Consider the following 20,038-nt stretch of genomic DNA (forward strand, 5'->3'; position numbering starts at 1 on the left):
CAGTGCCGTGCAAATACATGCGGGCGGACGTGAAGAGACTCACATGGGGGCGGTCAGTCCAGTTCGGCCACCGGTTCCGCGAACTGGGCCGCGTACAGGCGGGCGTAGGGGCCCTCCGCGGCGAGGAGCTCGGTGTGGGCGCCCTGTTCGACGATGGAGCCGGCCTCCATGACCAGGATGACGTCGGCGTCCCGGATGGTGGAGAGGCGGTGCGCGATGACGAAGCTCGTCCGGCCGCTGCTCAGGGTGGCCATGGCGCGCTGGATCAGCACCTCGGTCCGGGTGTCGACGGAGCTGGTGGCCTCGTCCAGCACCAGGATCACGGGATCGGACAGGAACGCGCGGGCGATGGTGATCAACTGCTTCTCGCCCGCGCTGACGCCCGCGCCCTCGTCGTCGATGACGGTGTCGTAGCCCTTCGGCAGGGTGCGGATGAAGCGGTCGGCGTGCGCCGCCCGCGCGGCCTCCTCGACCTCTTCGCGGGTGGCGCCCCGGCGGCCGTAGGCGATGTTGTCGGCGATGGTGCCGCCGAACAGCCAGGTGTCCTGGAGCACCATGCCGATCCCGGACCGCAGTTCCTCGCGGGACATCGCCGCGATGTCGGTCCCGTCCAGGACGATCCGGCCGCCGGTCACCTCGTAGAACCGCATCAGCAGGTTCACCAGGGTCGTCTTGCCCGCGCCGGTGGGCCCCACGATGGCCACCGTGCTGCCCGGCTCGACCTTCAGCGACAGGTCCTCGATCAGCGGCTTGTCGGGCTCGTAGCGGAACGACACGTTCTCCAGCGAGACCCATCCGCGGGCCTCGGCGGGACGCTCCGGGGTGATCGGGTCGGGCTCCTGCTCGCGCGCGTCCAGCAGCTCGAAGACCCGCTCGGCGGAGGCGACCCCGGACTGCACCAGGTTGGCCATGCTCGCGACCTGGGTGAGCGGCTGGGTGAACTGCCGCGAGTACTGGATGAAGGCCTGCACCTCGCCGATCGACAGGGAGCCCGAGGCGACCCGCAGCCCGCCGACGACCGCGACCAGGACGTAGTTGAGGTTGCCGATGAACATCATCGCGGGCTGGATGATCCCGGAGATGAACTGCGCCTTGAACCCGGAGCGGAAGAGCGCCTCGTTCTGCTCGTGGAACGCCTCGGCCGACTCGGCCTCCCGCCCGAACACCTTGACCACCGAGTGGCCGGTGTACATCTCCTCGATGTGGGCGTTGAGCTTGCCGGTCGTCTTCCACTGCTGGACGAACTGCGGCTGCGCCCGCTTGCCGACCTTCGCCGCGACCAGCACCGACACCGGCACCGTGAGCAGCGCGATCAGCGCCAGCAGCGGCGAGATCCAGAACATCATCACCAGCACGCCGACGATCGTGAGCAGCGAGTTCACGATCTGGCCCATGGTCTGCTGGAGCGTCTGGCCGATGTTGTCGATGTCGTTGGTGGCGCGGCTGAGGACCTCGCCGCGCGGCTGCCGGTCGAAGTAGGACAGCGGGAGCCGCGCCAGCTTCGCCTCGACGTCGGCGCGCAGGCGGGACACGGTCCGCTGGATGACGCGGGTGGCCAGCCGCCCCTGGACGATGCCGAACGCGCCCGCCACCAGGTACACGCCGAGCACGGTGAGCAGGACGGCGCCGACCGCGCCGAAGTCGATGCCCTGGCCCGGGGTGAAGTCCATCCCCGACAGCACGTCGGCGAGGCCGCCGTCGCCGTGCTGCCGCAGGTACTCGATCGCCTCGGCCTTGGTCGACCCGGCGGGCAGGTTCCGGCCGGCCACCCCGGCGAAGACCAGGTCGGTGGCGTGGCCGAGGATCTTCGGCCCGAGGACGGTCAGCGCGACGCTCGCGGTGGTGAGGCCCAGTACCGCGTACAGCCCGACCCGCTCCGGCCGCATCAGGCCAAGCAGCCTGCGGCCGGACCCGCGGAAGTCCATCGACTTCTCGACGGGACCGCCGGTCATGAACCGGGCGGGCCCGGAGGCCGGCGCGGGCCCGCGCCGCGGCGCGGGCACCGCGGCGCCCTTGCCGTCGCCCTGGTCGCCCGTCTTGTCCGGGGTGCTCATGCCGCCTCCTGCTCGGTGAGCTGGGAGAGCACGATCTCCCGGTACGTGGCGTTGTCCGCCATCAGCTCGTGGTGCGTTCCGACGCCCACCACCTGCCCCTCGTCCAGGACGATGATGCGGTGCGCGTCGCGGATGGTGCTGACCCGCTGCGCGACGATCACCACGGTCGCCTCGGTGATCTCGCGGGACAGGGCGACCCGGAGCGCCGCGTCAGTGGCGTAGTCCAGGGCCGAGAAGGAGTCGTCGAAGAGGTAGACCGCGGGGCGGTGCACCAGGACGCGGGCGATCGCGATCCGCTGCCGCTGCCCGCCGGACACGTTGGTGCCGCCCTGCGAGATCGGCGCGTCCAGTCCCTCCGGCAGGGCGCGCACGAAGCCCGCGGCCTGCGCGACCTCCAGGGCCCGCCACAGCTCCTCGTCGGTGGCGTCCGGCCGGCCGTAGCGCAGATTGGTGGCGACCGTCCCGGAGAACAGGTACGGCTTCTGCGGGACGAGGCCGACCGTCCTGGCCAGCAGCGCCGGGTCCAGCTCCCGCACGTCCACCCCGTCGATCAGCACCTGGCCGCCGGTGGTGTCGAACAGGCGGGGCACCAGCCCCAGCAGGGTGCTCTTGCCGCTGCCGGTCGAGCCGATCACCGCGGTGGTCTCGCCGGGACGGGCCAGCAGGTCCACCTCGTGCAGCACCATCGCCTCGGCGCCGGGGTAGCGGAACCCGGCGCCGCGCAGTTCCAGCAGCCCCTCGCCGCTCAGCGAGGTCACCGGCGAGGCGGGCGGCACGACGCTCGACTCGGTGCCGAGCACCTCCTCGATGCGCTCCGCGCACACCTCGGCGCGCGGCACCATCATGAACATGAAGGTGGCCATCATCACCGACATCAGGATCTGCATCAGATAGCTGAGGAAGGCGGTGAGCGCCCCGATCTCCATGCCGCCGTCGTCGATGCGGTGCCCGCCGAACCACAGCACCGCCACGCTGGAGATGTTCACCACCACCATCACGGTGGGGAACATCAGCGCCATCAGCCGGCCCGCCCGCAGCGACACGTCGGTCAGGTCGGCGTTGGCCGCGCCGAACCGCTCGCGCTCGTGGTCGTCGCGGACGAACGCCCGGATCACCCGGATGCCGGTGATCTGCTCGCGCAGCACCCGGTTCACCGTGTCGAGCCGTTCCTGCATGGTGCGGAACAGCGGCCGCATCCGCCGGATGATCAGGCCGATCAGGACGCCCAGCACCGGGACCACCGCGAGCAGCAGCGAGGACAGCGGCACGTCCTGGCCGAGCGCCATCACGATGCCGCCCACGCACATGATCGGCGCCATCACCATCATGGTGAAGGTCATCAGCACCAGCATCTGCACCTGCTGGACGTCGTTGGTGGTCCGGGTGACCAGCGACGGCGCGCCGAACCGCCCCACCTCGCGGGCGGAGAAGCTCTGCACCCGGGTGAAGATCGAGGACCGGATGTCCCGTCCCACCGCGCTCGCCGTGCGCGCGCCGAAGTAGATCGCGCCGATCGAGCCGGCCGCCTGGACCAGGGTGATGGCGACCATGATGGCGCCGAGCCACATGATGCGGCCGGTGTCGCCCTTGACCACGCCGTCGTCGATGATGTCGGCGTTCAGGGTCGGCAGGTAGAGGTTGGCGATGGTCGCCACGAGCTGGAGCAGCGCCAGCAGGGCGATGGGGCGTTTGTAGGGTCCGAGATGGGACCTCAGAAGTCGGATCAGCACGCGGGTTCTTCCGGGAGGAGGCATGGTCCGGTCACGGTCGGCCGGACGCCCTCTTATCCTCCCAATCTCCGCAACCGGTTTAGACGGCGAACGCCCGCCCGGGGGGACACTCCCAGCCCCGGCCGCCGCGGACGGACGCCCCCGGCCGATGGTGGCCACCCGGGCTTCCCACCGGAGTCATCGGCATTTCGCGGCGGGCAGCTCCCCGGCAACGAGTCGATGTTGGCAGAGGCCGGGGACGGCATCGGGACGCTCCAGGCCGGCCCGCACCAGGGAGGGATTGTGTCAGCGATTACTGGCGTGGTTGGATCGGGGCCGTGCGTCCTCCTCCGCCACCGGGAGACATCCGATGAGATCAGCCCTGTCCGCACGGATCGCCGCGTCCTCCCTGTCCGTCCTCACCGTCGCGGGCCTGCTCGCCGGGCCGCCCGCCGTGGCCGCCGACCCGCTCCCGCTCCACGCCGCGCCCACGCCGCTGCTCTGGCCGCGCAGCGGGCTGGAGGCCGTCTCGGCCACCGGGCCGGACGACGTCTGGGCGGTCGGGTACCAGGGGTACCAGGGCATCGACTGGTCGGTTCCGGGATGGGGCGCGGGCACCATCCACGTCCTGCCGCCCAAGGGCGCCGTGGTCCACTGGAACGGCACGTCCTGGCAGACCTACGACCCTCCGGGCGCGGGCGGCGACGTGGTGATCCAGGAGGTCGACGCCGAGGCTCGGGACAACGTGTGGATCACCGGCACGATCCGTCCTCATGACGGCAGTAACACCGGGCGCTACCTGGCCCACTGGGACGGGACGCGGTGGAAGCAGGTCGCGACGCCGGACGACGGCTGCGGGCCCCTGCATCCGGCGGCCGACTCCACCGGCGCGTGGTTCGCCTGTAGCGTCGGCCTCGTCCGCTGGGAGGACGGGCGGTGGACCGACCAGGACACCGGCGCCCCCGACAACTGCTGCATCGCCGTCAACGAGATCTCGGTGGTCTCGGACGAGTCCGCCTGGGCCGCCGCCACCTGGGGGCTCCTGCACTGGGACGGGCGGAGCTGGAGCAAGGTCCCCGGCTACGACGACGTCCAGTGGGGCCGCGTCCTGGCGGTCTCCGACACCGAAGTGTGGGCCACCGGTTCCCAGCGGGTGGACGGCTCCATGAAGCGGATCGCCGTCCGCTGGGACGGCGCGAGCTGGCAGGACTTCCCCTCGCCGCCGACCGGTGAGCGGCTGATCCGCACCGGTGACGGCGCCATGTGGGCCTTGCAGCCCACGTGGGGCGAGCTCTACCGGCTGGAGAACGGGGCCTGGACGAAGCAGGCCCTGCCCGTCCCGGGCGACGGGCAGGTCACGGGCGGCACCGCCGTTCCCGGCGATCCGGGCCTGTGGCTCGTCGGCAAGACCAAGAACGTCCCCGTCGTGATCCACAACCGCTGACCGACGCGGGGGCTCGACCGGCCCGTCCCCCGGGCCGGGCCGGTCAGCGGGTCAGCGGGTCAGCGGGTCAGGACCATCAGCGTGAAGAACCCCGTGTACTCGCAGTAGTACGACAGGTAGGCCCCGCTCTTCCGCAGCGCCTCGCCCTTCGCCCTGCACTTGGCGTCGGAGGAGTAGTCGCCGTACTTGATCCAGCTCGAAGCGATGGTGGCGCCGGAGCCGGCGGTCGCGGCGCCGGCGGGGGCGGCCAGCGCGGTCCCGGCCGTCGCGAGGGCGACCGCGGCGACCGACGTCGCGGCCAGTTTCGAGAGCTTGGTGGACATGTCCCGTCCTTCGGGGTGGGGGGTCGGGCCATGATCATAATCACACCGGCCGCGGCGGAGGCAGGGCCCAAAACGGCTGGGCCCCCTACGCTCCGAGCATGCAGATTCCGACGCTCGAAGAGATCCGCGCGCTGCACCGGGAACACGCGCCCACGCGGGAGGCGCTCGACCTCGTGTACACGCACTGCGAGATCGTCTGCGGGATCGCCGAGCAGCTTCTGGCCCGCACCGGCCTCGATCTCGACCCGGACCTGCTCCGGGCGGGCAGCCTGCTGCACGACATCGGGGTGTACCGTCTGTACGGCGCCGACGGGAGGCTCGACCGCCCGGATTACGTGCGCCATGGGGTGCTCGGCCATGAACTGCTCCGGGACGAGGGGTTCCCCGAGGCCCTCTGCCGCTTCTGCTCGCGCCATACGGGCATGGGCATCAGCCGCGACGACGTGCGGAGGCAGAACCTCCCGCTGCCGGTCGCCGACTATGTGGCCGAGTCCGGTGAGGAGCGGCTCGTGATGTACGCGGACAAGTTCCACAGCAAGACCGAGCCGCCGACCTTCGTCACCGCCGCGTCCTACGCCGCCCGCGTCCGGCGGTTCGGCGACGACAAGGTCGCGGCCTTCGCGCTGATGGGCGAGCGGTTCGGGGCCCCCGACCTCGACCCGTTCGTCACCGCGTACGGGCACGCCGTGGTGTGACCCGTCCGCGCACACGTGATCTTCGGGTGCGGGAGCGGGTAGGGAGGGGGGACGGGGACGCACGGACGGCGCGGCCGAGGGCCGGCAACGGGGGGGACATGACCGAGATCGATGTGGGGCGCTTCGGGATCTGGCGGCGCGACGCCGAGCTCGACGGGGAGGTGGCCCGGAAGGTCGAGGGGCTCGGCTACGGGACCGTCTGGATCGGCGGATCGCCGGACGGCGAGCTGGACATCGCCGAGCGGCTGCTGGCGGCGACGGACCACATCGTGGTCGCGACCGGCATCGTCAACATGTGGGCGACGCCGGCCGAGCAGGTCGCGGCGTCCTACCACCGGCTGAACGACCGGCACGGCGGGCGGTTCCTGCTGGGCGTCGGGATCGGGCATCCGGAGGCGTCGCGGGAGTACCGCAGCCCCTACGGGACGATCGTCGACTACCTCGACCGGCTGGACGCCGAGGGCGTCCCGGTCAGCGGCCGGGTGCTGGCGGCGCTCGGCCCGAAGGTGCTGCGCCTGGCCGCCGGACGCGCCGCCGGCGCGCACCCGTACCTGGTCACGCCCGAGCACACCCGCCGGGCCCGCGCGGAACTCGGCGACGGGCGGCTGCTGGCCCCCGAGCAGAAGGTCGTGCTGGACGCCGATCCCGCGCGGGGGCGCGCGCTCGGCCGGTCGAGCGTCGCCGGCACCTATCTCAAGCTGCGCAACTACACCGCCAACCTGAAGCGGCTCGGCTGGACCGGCGACGACATCGCGGACGGCGGCAGCGACGCGCTGATCGACGCGCTCGTCGCGCACGGGGGGCCGGCCACCGCCGCGGCCCGGCTGACCGAGCACCTCGACGCGGGCGCCGACCACGTCGCCGTCCAGCTCCTCACCGCGCCGGGCGAGGACGTCCTGCCCGGGCTGCGCACGCTCGCGGAGACCCTCGGCCTTCGCTGACCGGAGTCCGGCTGGCCGCATCGGGCCAGCCGGCCCGCGCGGGCCCCGCCGGGGCCGGAACCTGCGCCGATCCGTCCGGCCGGACGGTTTCTGCTGAATCATTTTCATATTTAGGCCCGGTCAAGACCGGGCGTCGTCCTTCCCCCGGTCCCGTGGTGCTCGTGATACTGCCGTGCGGCCACCACGCGGGAGGAGAGCCATGGGCATCGAGGAACTGACGCGGCGCGGGTTTCTGGCGGGCACGGCGGGCGCGGCGATCATCGCGGCGGGCGGCCCGGCGGCCGGGGCCGCCGCCCCCCGGACGGCACCGGCGGCGGAGCTTCCCGAACCGGACGAGTCGGGCATCGACCACATCGTCGTGGTGATGATGGAGAACCGGTCGTTCGACCACTACCTCGGCTGGCTGCCCGGCGCCGACGGCAGGCAGGAGGGGCTGGCGTTCACCGACGCGCAGGGCGTGGAGCACGCCACCCACCACCTGACCGTCCCGCACGGGTGCGGGTTCCGCGACCCCGACCACTCCTACGCGGGCGGACGGGTCGAGTACAACGACGGCAAGTGCGACGGCTGGCTGCGCGCCGGGGACAACGACGTGTTCTCCATCGGCTACTTCACGGGCGCCGACCTGGGCTTCCACGGGCGCGCGGCGCGGGACTGGACGGTCTGCGACCGCTACTTCCCCGCCGTCATGTCCTCGACCTTCCCCAACCGGATCTTCCAGCACGCCGGGCAGACCGACCGCGTCTCCAACACGTTCGCGATCTCGGAGATCCCCACCATCTGGGACCGGCTGAAGGAGGCGGAGGTCCCGGCCCGGTACTACTTCAGCGACGTGCCGTTCACCGCGCTGTGGGGACTGCGGCACGTCGACGTCAGCCGGACCATCCGGGACTTCTACAAGGACGCCGCGCGGGGCGACCTGCCCGCGGTGAGCTTCGTCGAGCCGGGGTTTCTGGGCGAGAAGTTCCCCGGCCTGTCGGAGGACGAGCATCCGCTGGCCGACATCCGGTTCGGCCAGGCGTTCCTGAACCGGGTGTACAGCGCGGTCGTGAGCTCGCCCGCCTGGGCCCGCACCCTGCTGGTGATCAACTACGACGAGTGGGGCGGGTTCTTCGACCACGTCCCGCCGCCGACCGGGCCCGACCCGCGCCCCGACCTCGGCACCGGCCTGCGCGGCTTCCGGGTGCCGTGCCTGCTGATCTCGCCCCGGGCGCGGCGCGGCGCCGTCGCACACGAGGTGTACGACCACACCTCGGTGCTCAAGGCGATCGAGTGGCGGTGGGAGCTCGAGCCGCTGACCGTCCGGGACGCGGCGGCGCGCAACCTCGCCGAGGCACTGGACTTCGAGAGCGAGCCCGACCTGACCGCGCCCCGCTACTCCGTCCCGCGGCCGAGCACGGGCGGCTGCACCGAGACCGCGCACAGCCACGCCGGCGACGACTGGGCCGAGCTCCACGCCTATGCCCAGAAGCACGACTTCGCCGACCGCCACTGATCACCCGCCCGACCGCCCGGCCGCGCGCGCCTCCCGGCGGTCCAGCGGTTCGGGTTCGGCCCTGCTGTGGATCAGGTCCAGCAGCGGCCCGGTCATCAGGGTGGTGACCAGCGCCATGATCACCATGGCGGTGAACAGCCGGGAGTCCAGCACGCCCAGGCCGAGGCCCACGTTCAGGATGACCAGTTCGGTCAGCCCCCGGGTGTTGAGCAGGACGCCGAGGGTGAGCGAGGCGCCGGCGGTCTCCCCGGTGAGCCTGGCCATGCCCGCGCCGCCCGCGAACTTGCCCGCGCAGGCCACCGCGATCACGGCCGCCACCATCACCGCGCCCCGGCCGCCGAGCCGGCCGAAGTCCACCGACAGCCCGGTCACGGTGAAGAACACCGGGAGCAGCAGCAGGCTGGTCTGCTCGATCCGCTCGGGGACGGCCGGCGTGTGCGCCTCGACGTGCTCGCGCGGCACGACGGCGCCGAACAGGAACGCGCCGAAGACCGCGTGCAGGCCGATCTCGTGCGTGGCCCATGCCGAGGCGAGCAGTCCGCAGCCGAGCACGGTGGCGGCGACCGGGTCGCCGCCCGCCCAGGGGCGCGCCGGGGACAGCAGCCAGGCCAGGCCGGGGCGCACCCCCCAGAGCAGGACGAGGATGAACGCGGCGCCGCCGAGCAGGGTGCGGGCCAGCGACCAGGACCCGCCCGCCGACACGATCGCGACGACCCCGGCGAGGACGCACCAGGCCAGGAAGTCCTGGAACGCGGCGCTCGCCAGCGCCATCGACCCCAGCCGGTCGCGCTGCATGCCGCGCTCGGTGATGATCCGGGCCAGCACCGGGAACGCGGTGATCGACATCGCCGCGCCGAGGAACAGCGTGGGCGCCAGCAGGTCGTCGACCCGCATCTCGGACCGGTCGAACCAGGGGTTCAGGAGCACCGCCAGCCCCGCGCCCAGCGCGAACGGCAGGGCGACCGAGCTCAGCGACACCAGCATCACCCGGCCGCCCGCCCCGCTCAGATGCGAGGGGCTGAACCCGTAGCCGACGCCGAACATGAACAGGACCAGGCCCACCTGGGCCAGGACCTGGAGATAGGGACGGGCGGACGGCGGGAACAGCAGCCCGGTGAGGTCGCCCGGGAGCAGCCCGAGGACGCTCGGGCCGAGCGCGATACCCGCCACGATCTCGCCCATCACCGCCGGCTGCCGCACCCGCTTGGCGAGCGCGGCGAACACCGCCGCGGCGAGCAGGATCAGCGCCAGGTCACCGAGGACGATCCCGGCGATACTCTCCGGACTCTGGGCCGATCCGGCGGCTAAAGCAGTCTGGATCATCATGCGACCACCAATCTCACGGTTCTGGAAGGGGTTCGTCGGCGGCGGGCCGGTTCAGCCCGCTCGGAGCGCCGACCATGCGGTGTAGAGGGCGAAGGCCGCCAGGCATCCGCCCGCGAGGAGTTCCACGGCCGCGCTCGCGCGGCGCCCGGCGAGGTAGCGCCGGGCCCGGCCGGACAGGACGGCGACGAGGCCCAGGAACACGATGCCCATCGATGCCTGGATCAGGCCGAGCGAGCCCCCGACCCACAGGTCGGGCGTCCCGTGGAAGAGCCCCGGCATGATGGACAGGTAGAAGACGCCGATCTTCGGGTTGAGCAGGTTGGTCAGCAGACCGGTGACGTAGGCGTTCCGTGGCGTGCCGCCCGGGACGGCCGCGTCCGCTTCGTTCGCTTCGTTCGGTTCGTTCGGTTCGTTCGGTTCGCCGTCGAGTGGCGGCACCGTGCCGGTCGCCGCCGCGCGGAGGCAGCCGGCCGCGAGGTACAGCAGGTACAGCGCCCCGAACAGGGCCAGCGCCCGGTAGACGGTGGCGTTGCGCGCGACGATCAGGGCCACCCCGACGCCGGAGAGCATGCCCCAGATGACGGGCCCGGTCACCACGCCGGCCGCGGTCGTCAGGCCGAGCCGGGTGCCGTGCGCCCGGCTCGTCCGGAAGACCAGGATGGTGTCGGCGCCCGGCATCAGCACGACGGTGAGGGCCAGCCCCGCGAAGACCAGGTACGGGTTCCCGCTCGACATCGTCCTCCCCCGGTGCGGGCCGCGGCGGCCGGTGCGCCGGTGCCATGGTCAGCGCCCGCCGCGTTCCGGCGCGACGGCCTCGCAGTACTCGCGCACCCGGTCGCACACCCGCTGGGTGTCGGCCATCATCGCGTGGTGGCCCCCCTCGACCAGCTCGAACGAGGAGGCCGACAGCTCCGCGGCGCGCCGTGCGATGGCGGGCGCCTGGACGGCGTCCTCGGATCCGGACAGGTACAGGCCGGTGCGCTGGGAGTCGACGAATCCCGCGAGGGTGCGCGACCGCTTCATCTCCAGGCACTGGGCGGCGTATCCGGAGATCCGCTCGGGTGTGGAGTAGGGGAATCCGAGGGCCGGGTCGCCGCCCTCGGTGGCGGCGTCCGCCGCCGAGTTCAGCAGGGCCGACACGCCTGGCAGGGCGTCCGGGCGCGCGCCGATGAGCCGGAACAGCGGCTCCACGGTGTTCTCCCAGTCGGACGACGGGCCGTCCGGGCCGAGGTTGAAGGCCCCGTTGATGCAGCAGTGCCCGACGACGCGGAACTCGCCGCTCCGCGAGAGCCGGTGCAGGATCTCGGTTCCGGAGCACCACGAGACGCCGGTGAACTCGACCACGCCGAGTCCGTGCAGGAACTCCGTCACGGCGGTGACGAGGTCCCCGGTCGCCAGGCCGACCGGACGCCCGTGCGGTTCGTCGTTCTCGGTCAGGGACGTGGACCAGGTCAGGACGGAGTGGGAATCGGCGAGGGTCGCCACCAGCCGGTCGAAGACCGTGTCGGGAACGCCCACCGTGTTGCACACCACGACCCACGGACGGTGCTCCGGCGCCGCGACCCGCATGGTCAGGAACGCGCTATCCAATCGTCACCGCTCCTCGTGCCGGTTCGGGCCGGCGGGCCGGCCGGCCCGGCTGGCGGAAGACGCTGGTGGTCCGGCGGCGCGAGGGCGGTTCGGTGCGGTCGGGATCGTCGTAGTCGGTCACCCGCACGTACCCGGCCGCCCTCATCATGGCCACCGAGGCGCCATTGGCCGCGTCGCAGTCGATGTAGATGTCGGGCCCGGCCCCCTCGATCTCCCTGAGCCGGGCCAGCAGCCTCCGGGACCAGCCGCTGCGCCTCCAGTCGCCCGTCACCACGACCTCCTCCACGTACAGCCCGGCGAGGCGGAGGAAGGACCCGGGGACCGGGTGGACGGGTCCGAAGCGCGAGTAGAGCAGGGCGGCGCCCAGCGTGCCCCCGTCCACCGCCGCGAGGCACTCCACCTCGCCGTGCGCGAGGCGGGAGAGGTAGCCCGCGACCCGTTCCTCGGGCAGGTAGTCGTGCTCGGCGCGCCCGGCCTCGCGCAGGAGCCGGGCCAGCCGGCCCGCGTCCGGGCCGGGGCCGTGAACGATGGCGGCCACGGCGGCTAGTCGGCGGCCGGCCGGATCCTGCCGGCCAGGTCCCGGACGGTCGACAGCCTGGTGACGCCGAGGCCGAACACGTCCGGGTAGAGGGACTCCGAGATCTTCACCAGGACGTCGATCATCTTCAGCGAGTCCCCGCCGACGAGCGCGAACTCGTCCAGCGCCCCGATCGGCGCCACCCCGAGGACGGCCTCCCAGATCCCGGCGAGCTCCTGCTCGTCCGGGCCCGCCGGGGGTTCGAAGTCCGCGGCGGTGACCGTCGGCAGGCCGCGCGGGTAGACGAGCGCGGAGGTGTCCTTCTTGCCGCTCGGCAGCTTCTTGAACTCGGTCAGGAACACGTACGCGGGCGGCACCATGACGGGCGGCAGCAGCCCGCGCAGGTAGTTGATGTACTCGCTCTCGGGCGCCGCGTCGCCGTCGGCCTGGATGAAGGCGACCAGGACCGGGACCTCGCCGGAGCGGGTCACCTGCACCGTGCAGTCGGCGACGGTGCGGTGCCGCGAGAGGCACGCCTCGATCTCCGCGGTCTCCACCCGGACACCGTTGATCTTGACTTGAGCGTCCACTCTTCCTCCGATGTAGAAGTTCTCGTCCGGACCCAGGTAGGCGAGGTCGCCGGTGGCGTAGGAGCGCTCGCCGCCGGTGCCGGTGCCGAACCGGGCCGCCGTCGCCGCCGTGTCCCCCGCGTACCCGAGGCCGACGTGGACTCCGGTGACGACGAGCTCGCCCGTGCCGCCGGTGCGGGTGATGTCGCGGCCCGCCGCGTCCCGCACCGTCAGCCGGTTGCCCGGGATCGGGCGGCCGATCGGCAGCGGATCGGCGACCCGCGGGCCCTCGACGGGGTGGTAGGCCACGTCGATCGCGGCCTCGGCCGGGCCGTAGAGGTTGAACAGCCGCGCGCCGGTCGCCGTCAGGACCTCGGCGGCCAGATCGGCCTTTAGCGCCTCGCCCGCGGAGATCACGGTGTGCAGCTCCGTCCCGACCCCGGTGCGCCGGAGCATCGCGAGCACCCGGCGCAGCAGGGACGGCACGCAGACGAACCCGTGGATCGACCGGCCGGCCAGCTCGGCGGCCAGGTACCGGGCGTCGGTGGCGCGCTCCTCGTCGGCCAGGACCAGCGTGTGCCCCTGGGTGAAGGCCCAGAAGAACTCCAGGATCCAGGCGTCGAAGGAGCGCGCCGACTTCAGCAGGACGCGGCTCCCGTCCGGCAGCGGGCAGACGTCCCGTATGAACAGCATGTGGTTGAGCAGGCCCGCGTGGGTGTTGAGGGTCGCCTTGGGGGTGCCGGTGGTTCCCGAGGTGAAGATGACGTACGCGGGCGCGCCGGGGTCCGCCGGGCCCCGCGCCAGGTCCCCGTGCGCGGGGTCCCCGTGCGTGGGGTCCTCGCGCGCGGGGTCTTCGCGCGCGGGTGAGAGGTCCACGATCGCGGGGGAGCCGGGCGCCGCGGCCACGGCGGGTCCGCCCGGACGGTCGGTGATCACGACCTCGGGCGCGGCGGCCCCCAGCATCGCGGCGGCGCGCGGCGGCGGCTGCGTCCTGTCGACGGCGACCACGACGGCCCCGCTGCCGAGGACCGCGAGGACGGCGGCGCAGAAGTCCAGGCCGTTCGGGAGGTCGACGGCGACCCGGGCGCCCGGCGCGGACAGCCGCGGCCGGACCGCCGAGGCGATCCGGGCGACCCGGCGGCGCAGGTCGGCGTACGTCCTGGTGCCGCCGCCGGGCAGCTCGACCGCGACGGCCTCCGGGCGGTCCTCGCACTGGCGCTCCACCAGTGCCAGGACCGTGCCGGGCTCACGCCCCATCGGCCGGTTCCATCGGGTCGAGGGAGGCGTCGCCGTACTTGGCGAACTGCGGCGCGTAGTCGGTGTGCAGCTCGGCGAACGCGACCGAGATGAGGCGCTGGGTGCCCTCGAAGGTCTTCCGGGCGTGGGAGGTGAGGAGGTTGTCGAGCATCAGGTAGTCGCCGGCCTCCCAGTCGAAGCTGAGCTCGGCCTCCTCGTAGGCCGCGAAGATCTCGTGCACGGTCTCGTCCGGGATCGGGGTCCCGTCGCCGAAGAAGGCGTTGCGCGGGAGCCGCCAGTCGTCGAACTGGCGCAGCAGCGGCTTGAGACGCTCGTCCAGGGACGCCTTGTGGAACAGGTGGGCCTGGTTGAACCAGACCTTGTCGCCGGTCTTGGGGTGGTCGAGGATCGCGTGCCTGACCTGCCGGGTCTCCAGGATGCGGGACCCGCCGGTGTGCCAGCGGAAGGCGATGTGGCCGTCCCGCATGAACTGCTCGGCCTCCTCCCGCGACTCGGTGGCGAACGTCTCCTCCCAGGGGACGCCCATCCCGTCGTAGTAGTTGCGGACGTACAGGATGCCCTTGTCCTCGAACTTCGAGCGGGTCTCGTCGCTCAGGTTCGCCAGCACCCGGCGGGTGTCGCAGACCGGCGTCCGGCCGCCCTTGGTGGCGGTCCTGATGCACGCGAACCAGATGTTGAGCGGGAACTCGTGCCCGAAGGAGTTCGCGTTGTGGAACGGGATGACCTGGTCCGCCGGATAGGTGGTGGAGGAGTAGACCTTGTCGCCCAGCTTGTCCCGCGGGGACGACTGCTCGGTGTAGTCCAGCAGCGGGTCGGGGAAGCTGGCGCAGTACTTCTGGAAGACCTCGACGTCCGCGGTCCCCGGGAAGCCGCGGAACAGGATCCCGCCCGTCTCCAGCGCGAGTTCCCGCACCGCCACGGCGTGCTCTCCCACCCAGGACAGCAGGTCGGCGCCCGGATCCTTCGGGCTGATGACGACGGGCAGACGCGACTCTTCGAAGAACTGTGCGACATTAACGCCTGGCAGCTCGGCCTTCATGGATTTCCCTTCCTCAACGGAACACGAGGACCACCGAACTCAATTACTCCCACACTGTGATCTACATCGAAATTCATCGTGAACGTACGACGGCCGCAAGCCACTGTCAATACCCGATTTTCGACCTCCTGGCCCAGGTGAGCACGTGGCAAACCGCCGGACGAGGTTCCCCGCCGCACCCTCGCATGTTAGATTCCAGTCGTGCCAACAGGGCCTTAAGTCGCCGTGGCGACGTCATTCCCAGGTCGCGGTCCAGAGCTTTCGACATGCCAAGGAAAGGACCAGAGGTGTCCGATGAGCCGCTGCGCGAGCTACCACTCCTGCTAGTTATCGGGCATGGCTCACATGCCTTTCGCGGGCATCTTCTGGAGTCGGTCTCGGCCGATTACCGGGTCCATCTGTTCTGCCGCGAGGAACCGTCCTGGGAGCTCCCGCACATCACCGGCTGGACCAGGTTCGAGAACATCTTCGACACCGCCGCGCTCGCGGTGCGGGCCGTGGAGATCGCCGCCGCCGAGCCGGTGCGCGGCGTGCTGAGCTGGTCCGACGACCTGGCGGTGCCGGCCGCGTACGTCGCCGAGATCCTCGACCTGCCCGGCGGGAAGCCGGAGATGGTGGTCAAGTGCAGCGACAAGCACCTGACCCGCAAGGAGCTGGACGCCGCCGGGGTCCCGCAGCCCCGCTCGATCGCGGTGAGTACCACGGCCGAGGCGCTGCGGGCCGCGGAGACGGTCGGCTACCCGGTCGTGCTCAAGCCGCGCGGGCTCGCGGGCAGCATCGGGATCGTCCGGGTGGACGATCCCGCCGGGCTGTCCGCCCGGTTCCCCTGGACGCGGCGCGCCGCCGCGCCCGGCGCGCCCCGGTACGACGTCCCGGTGCTGGTCGAGGAGTACCTGGACGGGCCGGAGATCAGCATCGACGCCGTCATCCACCGGGGCCGGGTGCAGCCGATCTACCTGGCCCGCAAGGTGGTCGGCTACGAGCCGTTCTTCGCCGAGCTCGGGCACGTCGTCAACGCCGCCGACCCGCTGCTGGCCGACCAGCGCGTGATCCAGACCTTGCAGGCCGCGCACGCCGCGCTCGGCTTCAGCGACGGCGCCACCTTCACCGAGATGCGGCTGACCGCGCGCGGCCCCAAGGTCATCGAGCTGAACGGGCGGCTCGGCGGCGACCTGCTCACGCTGCTCGGCCGGTACGCGACGGGGGTCGACGCCGGGCTGGTCGCCGCCGCGGTGGCCTGCGGCCGGCGGCCGATCCTGGCGCCGGACCGGCGGCGGGTGGCCGGCATCCGCTTCTTCCACCCGGAGCGGGACGACACCACCATCGCCTCGATCGGGTTCGACCGCGACCGGCTCCCGCCGTCGGTGGTCCGGGCGGTCACGCTCGCCGACCCCGGCGAGACCGTGTCGCCGCCGTCCCGGGACATCCGCTTCGGGCGCATCGCCTACGCCATCGCGGTCACCGGGACGCCCGGGGAGTGCGAGGAGGCGCTGGACGCCGCCGAGGCCGCGCTGCGCGTCGAGACCAACTGATCGGAGCCTGCCGTGCGACCGTCCGCCGTCCCCACCTTCGGGCTCTACCTGCCGCAGGTCCACCGCCGGTTCGAGGAGCTGGCCACGCTCGCCCGGGGCGCTGAGGACCACGGGTTCGACGCGGTCTGGTTCATGGACCATCTCGCCCTGCCCGGAGTGCCGGGCGGGGCGCTCGAGGGGTGGACGGTCGCCGCGGCGGTGGCCGCCCGCACGTCCACGATCCGGGTCGGGCACCTGGTGCTGTGCGAGGCGTTCCGGCATCCGCTGCTCCTGTCCCGGATGGCGGTCACCCTCGACCAGGTCAGCGGCGGGCGGCTGAACCTCGGCCTCGGCTGGGGCTCCTCGCCGTCCGAGCTGGACTCGCTCGACTTCGCCGCCGGGCCGCCCGCGACCCGCCGGGCCCGGCTCGCCGAGACCCTCGACATCCTGGACGCGGTGCAGACCGGGAAGCCGGTCGACCACCGGGGCCGCTTCTTCACGGTGCGCGACCCGATGGGCGGCCCGCCGGCCGTGCAGGGTCCCATCCCACTCACCATCGGCGGCGTCGGCGCGGGGACGCTCGAGCTGGTGCGGGCCCGCGCCGACTGGTGGAACTGCTGGGCGCCCGACCGGCACCGGCTCGCCGAGCTCGTCCCGCAGACGGGGAACGCGCGCGTGTCGGCGAACTACTCGCTGGCGTTCTCGCATCGCGCCGACGTCCCGGAGTACGTCCTGACGGGCCCGCCGGACGAGCTGGCCCGGCGGCTCGTCGCCGACCGCGAGCTCGGCGTCGAGCACTTCGTCGTCCAGCTGGTCGATCCCGCCGGAGGCGTCCGCGACCTGCGCCGCTTCATGGACGAGGTCGCGCCCGCCGTCATCGGCGGCTGAGCCCCGCCCCCTCCCCAGGCCCCGCTCCCGCCCGCGCCTCCGCTCCCGGCCACGCCTCCAGGGCATGGCGGGTCACGCTTTGCGATTGTCGACCCACCGGGTCCGGCTGGATCCGGGGGTGACGCCCGCGAAGGCCGGGCACTTGGCGACCTCGGCGGGCAGGGTGGCGGGGTCGACGCCCGCGCTGACGGCGGCGCGCTCGGGGCCGATCCGGCTCGCGTCCCGGGCGAGCCGGGCGAGGTCGAACCCGAACAGCCGGGCCGCGGTCCCGCCGAGCATCAGCTCGACCTCGTCCTCCGGGACCCCGGCGTAGGCGAACCGGATGGCCGCGTCAGAGAACGGATAGCTCGACTCGGTGTGCGGGTAGTCGCTCCCCCACATGATCGTCTCGACCCCGAGGGAGTCCCGGACGGCGCTCTCGGAGGGGTGCATGAAGCTGGCGCCGGCGTAGCACTGCCGCGTCCAGTACTCGCTCGGCCGCAGCGACAGGTTCCGCGCGACCTGCGCGCCGTAGGCGAGCTCGCCGCCGCCGGCGGAGGCGTTCATCGAGTCGACGAAGCCGTCCATCGCGCGCAGCCGCCCGGGGATCCAGCCGAGGCCCTCCTCGGTGAAGACCACCTTGAGGTCGGGGTGCCGCTCCAGCACCCCGCCGAGGATGAGCTGCCGCAGCGTCCGCTGGTCCCACCAGCGCAGTTCGAGCATGAACAGGACGTGGTCCTCCGGCCGGTCGCCCCAGCGGGGGGCCGCGCTGCCGCTGTGCACGTTGACCGGGACGCCCAGTTCCGTGCAGGCCCGCCAGAGCGGGTCGTAGTAGTCGTGGTAGTAGATCGGCGGCAGCCCGGACCCGGGCGGCGTCCCGGGCAGCAGCAGGCCGCCGCGCAGACCGGCGGCGACCGAGCGGCGCACCTCGGCGACGGCCGCATCGATGTCGTGCAGCATGACCTGGAAGACGCCCGCCCGGCGTCCCGGGGCGGCGGCGCAGAAGTCGGCCAGCCACCGGTTGTGCGCCCGCAGCCCGGCCCAGCGCCGGTCCAGGTCCGCGGCCGACACCGCCGCCGCCTGGCTGCCGAGGGACGAGGCGGAGAAGAACGGGGGGATGGTGTTGGGGAACAGCACCTCCGCGACGATCCCGTCGGCCTCCAGCTCGCGCAGCCTGCGGTCGGAATCCCAGTTGCGGGTGCCGTCCTCGCCCTTGAGGTCCTCGTAGGGCACCTCGTAGCCCGCGGCCCACGCGTCGAACTCGTCGTGGCGGGACCGGTCGAGGTGGTCGCGGTACTCCAGCAGGTCCGCCCCGCCGTGACAGTCCGCCGAAATCACCGTGTAGCGCATGTTCTCCACCCTGAAGACGTCTCGGGGGTGCGGCGAAGGGGTGACGGCCGCGGCGGACCGGGCCGTCACCCCTCCGTGCGGCCCGTCTGGCGGCGCCGCCCTCTTCGGTCAGATCCTCGCGTAGCCGTAGCTGAGCGAGGCGGCCTCGACCGGGTCCGTGGACTCCAGCCGCTCCTCGTCGCCGACCAGGTTCTCCTCGTCGTCGATCGACCACGACTGGTCGTTGATGGTGAGCTCGCGCATTTTTTCGCCTCCTTTCTCACACCGGTTGGGCATGACTTTGCTGCACCACACCGTCGCCCTCGAACCGGTGCTCACATTCGGCGACAATGAAGTCCATGTGAGCGCCCGTGATGCCTTCTCCGAATCCCAGGTGTACCGGGCCGGCCCCCTCGTTCAGCTGAGAGTTGAACGTCCAGTCCACCCGCGGGAGCAGGCTCATGTTGGTTCCGATTCCCAGTTCCAGCGTGTGCAGCTCATAATCGGGATTGGTCACCTCGCTCAGGGCGTCGGTGAAATCCACTCCCCCGGCCTCGACGGAGGCGAGCACGCCCTCGCGCAGGCGCAGCGTCATGGGCCCGCGCGCGACCATCTCGGCGCGCAGCCGCCGGGCCCGGCGGACCCGCGCGGCGCCCGGCTCGCGGGCCCGCGCGTCCTGCGCGACCAGCAGCCCGGACGCGACGACCGTGCCGTTGAGGTCGAATGTCCCGCGCCAGTCGCGGGTGGACGGCGCGGTGAGGGAGAACTCGCAGTAGCTCGCGACGCTGATCCATTTGCCCACGTCGATGCGGGTGTTCATCCAGGCGTCGGCGCTGATGTCGTCGCCGAACGCGCACTCCAGGCCGGTGCCGTGACCGGTGAAGACGAGCGGTCCGGGCTGGCCGGCGATGTTCCTCGCCCAGTAGCGGTTCCACTCGCAGGCCCGCTCGTAGTCGGTGTGCCGGACCAGGTCGAAGGTGTACCGGGCGGCGTCGAGCGCGGGGTCGAAACTGGCGATGGGGACCAGCAGCACCCCGAACCGCCGGAACATGCGCCGGATGTCGCGGCTCACCAGGCTGTTGCGCAGGAGCAGGACGACGCTCGCCCCGTCCGGCAGCTCCGCCACCTCGCCGAGAAGGGCCGTCGCCAGCCCGAGCCCGGCCGTGTGTGCTCCCAATTCGGCGTCGTCGGTGACGACGAAGATCTCACCCTCGGGAAATATCTGGCGAAGCCCGCCCCAGGGGTCCGGGGAATTTCCGGGCGGATTCATTTCGCGCGGCACCGGCATGATCGGATCCTAACCATCGGCCCGGAATATCGACATTCTTCGAAGCGATGACCCAGGAGGGGGGACACATTAAGCAGACGGCGG

The 20,038-nt window shown here is 72.2% G+C and carries 18 protein-coding genes; 6 read left to right on the forward strand and 12 right to left on the reverse strand.

Annotated elements, in window-relative coordinates; translation table 11 throughout:
• Positions 1-53 precede the first annotated feature (53 nt).
• Complete coding sequence (locus OHA34_RS14720; protein ID WP_329521937.1) at positions 54-2,054, reverse strand: ABC transporter ATP-binding protein; 2,001 nt, start codon at positions 2,052-2,054, stop codon at positions 54-56.
• On the reverse strand, positions 2,051-3,784 hold the full coding sequence (locus OHA34_RS14725; protein WP_329521938.1) for an ABC transporter ATP-binding protein: 1,734 nt from the start codon (positions 3,782-3,784) through the stop codon (positions 2,051-2,053). The genes OHA34_RS14720 and OHA34_RS14725 overlap by 4 nt, the downstream gene beginning before the upstream one ends.
• Positions 3,785-4,133: 349 nt before the next feature.
• Between OHA34_RS14725 and OHA34_RS14730 the strand changes: the two genes are divergently transcribed.
• Positions 4,134-5,207 (forward strand): hypothetical protein, encoded by a 1,074-nt coding sequence (locus tag OHA34_RS14730; protein WP_329521939.1) that lies wholly within the window; start codon positions 4,134-4,136, stop codon positions 5,205-5,207.
• A 59-nt stretch (positions 5,208-5,266) separates the two neighbouring features.
• Here OHA34_RS14730 and OHA34_RS14735 read toward each other — a convergent pair whose 3' ends face one another.
• Entirely contained in the window at positions 5,267-5,530 is a 264-nt protein-coding gene (locus OHA34_RS14735) for a hypothetical protein (protein WP_285941635.1), read from the reverse strand.
• A 98-nt stretch (positions 5,531-5,628) separates the two neighbouring features.
• Between OHA34_RS14735 and OHA34_RS14740 the strand changes: the two genes are divergently transcribed.
• The 3 genes from OHA34_RS14740 (at position 5,629) to OHA34_RS14750 (ending at position 8,661) form a co-directional block, all read left to right on the forward strand.
• Positions 5,629-6,225 (forward strand): HD domain-containing protein, encoded by a 597-nt coding sequence (locus tag OHA34_RS14740; protein ID WP_285941637.1) that lies wholly within the window; start codon positions 5,629-5,631, stop codon positions 6,223-6,225.
• 98 nt (positions 6,226-6,323) lie between these two features.
• Positions 6,324-7,166 carry an LLM class F420-dependent oxidoreductase gene (locus OHA34_RS14745; RefSeq protein WP_329521940.1) on the forward strand — a complete coding sequence of 281 codons (843 nt, stop codon included), beginning with the start codon at positions 6,324-6,326 and terminating at the stop codon, positions 7,164-7,166.
• Between the two features lie 199 nt (positions 7,167-7,365).
• Positions 7,366-8,661, forward strand: a complete 1,296-nt coding sequence (locus OHA34_RS14750; RefSeq protein WP_329521941.1) for an alkaline phosphatase family protein — start codon at positions 7,366-7,368, stop codon at positions 8,659-8,661.
• Here OHA34_RS14750 and OHA34_RS14755 read toward each other — a convergent pair whose 3' ends face one another.
• From OHA34_RS14755 to OHA34_RS14780, 6 genes are read right to left on the reverse strand one after another with little or no spacing between them, the layout of a single operon-like run.
• On the reverse strand, positions 8,662-9,987 hold the full coding sequence (locus OHA34_RS14755; protein WP_285941641.1) for a cation:proton antiporter: 1,326 nt from the start codon (positions 9,985-9,987) through the stop codon (positions 8,662-8,664).
• A gap of 51 nt (positions 9,988-10,038) precedes the next feature.
• The gene (locus OHA34_RS14760) at positions 10,039-10,722 is read right to left on the reverse strand and encodes a LysE family translocator (RefSeq protein ID WP_285941643.1); all 684 of its coding nucleotides are present in this window, start codon (positions 10,720-10,722) and stop codon (positions 10,039-10,041) included.
• Positions 10,723-10,770: 48 nt separating this feature from the next.
• Positions 10,771-11,577 (reverse strand): hypothetical protein, encoded by an 807-nt coding sequence (locus OHA34_RS14765; protein ID WP_329521942.1) that lies wholly within the window; start codon positions 11,575-11,577, stop codon positions 10,771-10,773.
• Positions 11,570-12,115: a GNAT family N-acetyltransferase gene (locus OHA34_RS14770; protein ID WP_329521943.1), complete on the reverse strand. Its 546-nt coding sequence runs from the start codon at positions 12,113-12,115 to the stop codon at positions 11,570-11,572. Before OHA34_RS14770 ends, OHA34_RS14765 begins: the two co-directional genes overlap by 8 nt.
• A 5-nt stretch (positions 12,116-12,120) precedes the next feature.
• Positions 12,121-13,920 carry a non-ribosomal peptide synthetase gene (locus tag OHA34_RS14775; protein ID WP_329521944.1) on the reverse strand — a complete coding sequence of 600 codons (1,800 nt, stop codon included), beginning with the start codon at positions 13,918-13,920 and terminating at the stop codon, positions 12,121-12,123.
• Entirely contained in the window at positions 13,910-14,959 is a 1,050-nt protein-coding gene (locus OHA34_RS14780; protein WP_285941651.1) for a TauD/TfdA family dioxygenase, read from the reverse strand. Before OHA34_RS14780 ends, OHA34_RS14775 begins: the two co-directional genes overlap by 11 nt.
• Before the next feature lie 287 nt (positions 14,960-15,246).
• On the opposite strand from OHA34_RS14780, the gene OHA34_RS14785 reads away from it, so the two are divergent.
• Positions 15,247-16,491: an ATP-grasp domain-containing protein gene (locus tag OHA34_RS14785; RefSeq protein ID WP_329521945.1), complete on the forward strand. Its 1,245-nt coding sequence runs from the start codon at positions 15,247-15,249 to the stop codon at positions 16,489-16,491.
• A gap of 12 nt (positions 16,492-16,503) precedes the next feature.
• Positions 16,504-17,358, forward strand: a complete 855-nt coding sequence (locus OHA34_RS14790; RefSeq protein WP_329521946.1) for an LLM class flavin-dependent oxidoreductase — start codon at positions 16,504-16,506, stop codon at positions 17,356-17,358.
• A 72-nt stretch (positions 17,359-17,430) separates the two neighbouring features.
• Here OHA34_RS14790 and OHA34_RS14795 read toward each other — a convergent pair whose 3' ends face one another.
• From OHA34_RS14795 to OHA34_RS14805, 3 genes are all read right to left on the reverse strand, one after another.
• Positions 17,431-18,687, reverse strand: coding sequence for an amidohydrolase family protein (locus tag OHA34_RS14795; RefSeq protein WP_329521947.1), 1,257 nt, complete (start codon positions 18,685-18,687; stop codon positions 17,431-17,433).
• Between the two features lie 108 nt (positions 18,688-18,795).
• Positions 18,796-18,930 (reverse strand): hypothetical protein, encoded by a 135-nt coding sequence (locus OHA34_RS14800; RefSeq protein WP_285941659.1) that lies wholly within the window; start codon positions 18,928-18,930, stop codon positions 18,796-18,798.
• A gap of 16 nt (positions 18,931-18,946) precedes the next feature.
• Positions 18,947-19,954, reverse strand: coding sequence for a hypothetical protein (locus OHA34_RS14805; RefSeq protein ID WP_329521948.1), 1,008 nt, complete (start codon positions 19,952-19,954; stop codon positions 18,947-18,949).
• Positions 19,955-20,038 lie beyond the last annotated feature (84 nt).

Source organism: Spirillospora sp. NBC_01491 (assembly GCF_036227065.1).
Taxonomy (GTDB): Bacteria; Actinomycetota; Actinomycetes; order Streptosporangiales; family Streptosporangiaceae; genus Spirillospora; species Spirillospora xylanilytica.

What these genes read in the sequence shown, in the direction of transcription:
- OHA34_RS14720 (WP_329521937.1), bottom strand. Translation starts at nt 2,054, where the DNA reads ATGAGCACCCCGGACAAGACGGGCGACCAGGGCGACGGCAAGGGCGCC.
- OHA34_RS14780 (WP_285941651.1), bottom strand. Translation starts at nt 14,959, where the DNA reads ATGAAGGCCGAGCTGCCAGGCGTTAATGTCGCACAGTTCTTCGAAGAG.
- OHA34_RS14745 (WP_329521940.1), top strand. Translation starts at nt 6,324, where the DNA reads ATGACCGAGATCGATGTGGGGCGCTTCGGGATCTGGCGGCGCGACGCC.
- OHA34_RS14735 (WP_285941635.1), bottom strand. Translation starts at nt 5,530, where the DNA reads ATGTCCACCAAGCTCTCGAAACTGGCCGCGACGTCGGTCGCCGCGGTC.
- OHA34_RS14795 (WP_329521947.1), bottom strand. Translation starts at nt 18,687, where the DNA reads ATGCGCTACACGGTGATTTCGGCGGACTGTCACGGCGGGGCGGACCTG.
- OHA34_RS14730 (WP_329521939.1), top strand. Translation starts at nt 4,134, where the DNA reads ATGAGATCAGCCCTGTCCGCACGGATCGCCGCGTCCTCCCTGTCCGTC.
- OHA34_RS14750 (WP_329521941.1), top strand. Translation starts at nt 7,366, where the DNA reads ATGGGCATCGAGGAACTGACGCGGCGCGGGTTTCTGGCGGGCACGGCG.
- OHA34_RS14775 (WP_329521944.1), bottom strand. Translation starts at nt 13,920, where the DNA reads ATGGGGCGTGAGCCCGGCACGGTCCTGGCACTGGTGGAGCGCCAGTGC.
- OHA34_RS14760 (WP_285941643.1), bottom strand. Translation starts at nt 10,722, where the DNA reads ATGTCGAGCGGGAACCCGTACCTGGTCTTCGCGGGGCTGGCCCTCACC.
- OHA34_RS14755 (WP_285941641.1), bottom strand. Translation starts at nt 9,987, where the DNA reads ATGATGATCCAGACTGCTTTAGCCGCCGGATCGGCCCAGAGTCCGGAG.
- OHA34_RS14800 (WP_285941659.1), bottom strand. Translation starts at nt 18,930, where the DNA reads ATGCGCGAGCTCACCATCAACGACCAGTCGTGGTCGATCGACGACGAG.
- OHA34_RS14805 (WP_329521948.1), bottom strand. Translation starts at nt 19,954, where the DNA reads ATGCCGGTGCCGCGCGAAATGAATCCGCCCGGAAATTCCCCGGACCCC.
- OHA34_RS14740 (WP_285941637.1), top strand. Translation starts at nt 5,629, where the DNA reads ATGCAGATTCCGACGCTCGAAGAGATCCGCGCGCTGCACCGGGAACAC.